At 61.7% G+C, this 465-nt stretch carries 1 protein-coding gene; it reads right to left on the reverse strand.

What is annotated here, in order from left to right:
• Window positions 1-45 precede the first annotated feature (45 nt).
• Window positions 46-441: a hypothetical protein gene (locus ACTQ40_RS10605; RefSeq protein ID WP_441564131.1), complete on the reverse strand. Its 396-nt coding sequence runs from the start codon at window positions 439-441 to the stop codon at window positions 46-48.
• Window positions 442-465 lie beyond the last annotated feature (24 nt).

Below are 465 nucleotides of genomic sequence, written 5' to 3' on the forward strand. Positions count from 1 at the left end.
GGGCAGGCGTCGGCCTTCTCGATCATCTCGGGCTTAACGTCGATATCAGTCATGGTCGTAAGCCTCCAGTACCTCGGCGGTGATGTGCTCGGTTTGGGTGCGCTTGCGTGCGTTGCCCGTGAAACCGCACGAGCACTGGGTTCCGTGGAAGTGGTGAATGCCATCCACGAGGAAAGCGGCCCCCGCGAGTCGCTGGAGGGTGCCCTCTTGCGCCTCGGCCTGCGCTTTTCGGATGATGTCCGGGACGACAGCGAGCAGGACGGTCTCGGTGATGTGGCGGTCGAAGCCCTCCACGTCATAGGACTCAGTCGCGGTCCAGCCGCACACACAGCTGGGAATCCATGTCCTGCTGTCAACGCGATACTCGTGGTGCTTCCAGTCGATTGCCTTCGCGGCCTTCTCGATCATCTCGTCGGTCAGGTAGTCGTTGAGGTCACTCATCGTCGTCTCCGATCAGTGCGGCGA

This window comes from Collinsella sp. Sow4_D11 (assembly GCF_052116465.1).
In the GTDB taxonomy this organism is placed as follows: Bacteria; Actinomycetota; Coriobacteriia; order Coriobacteriales; family Coriobacteriaceae; genus Collinsella.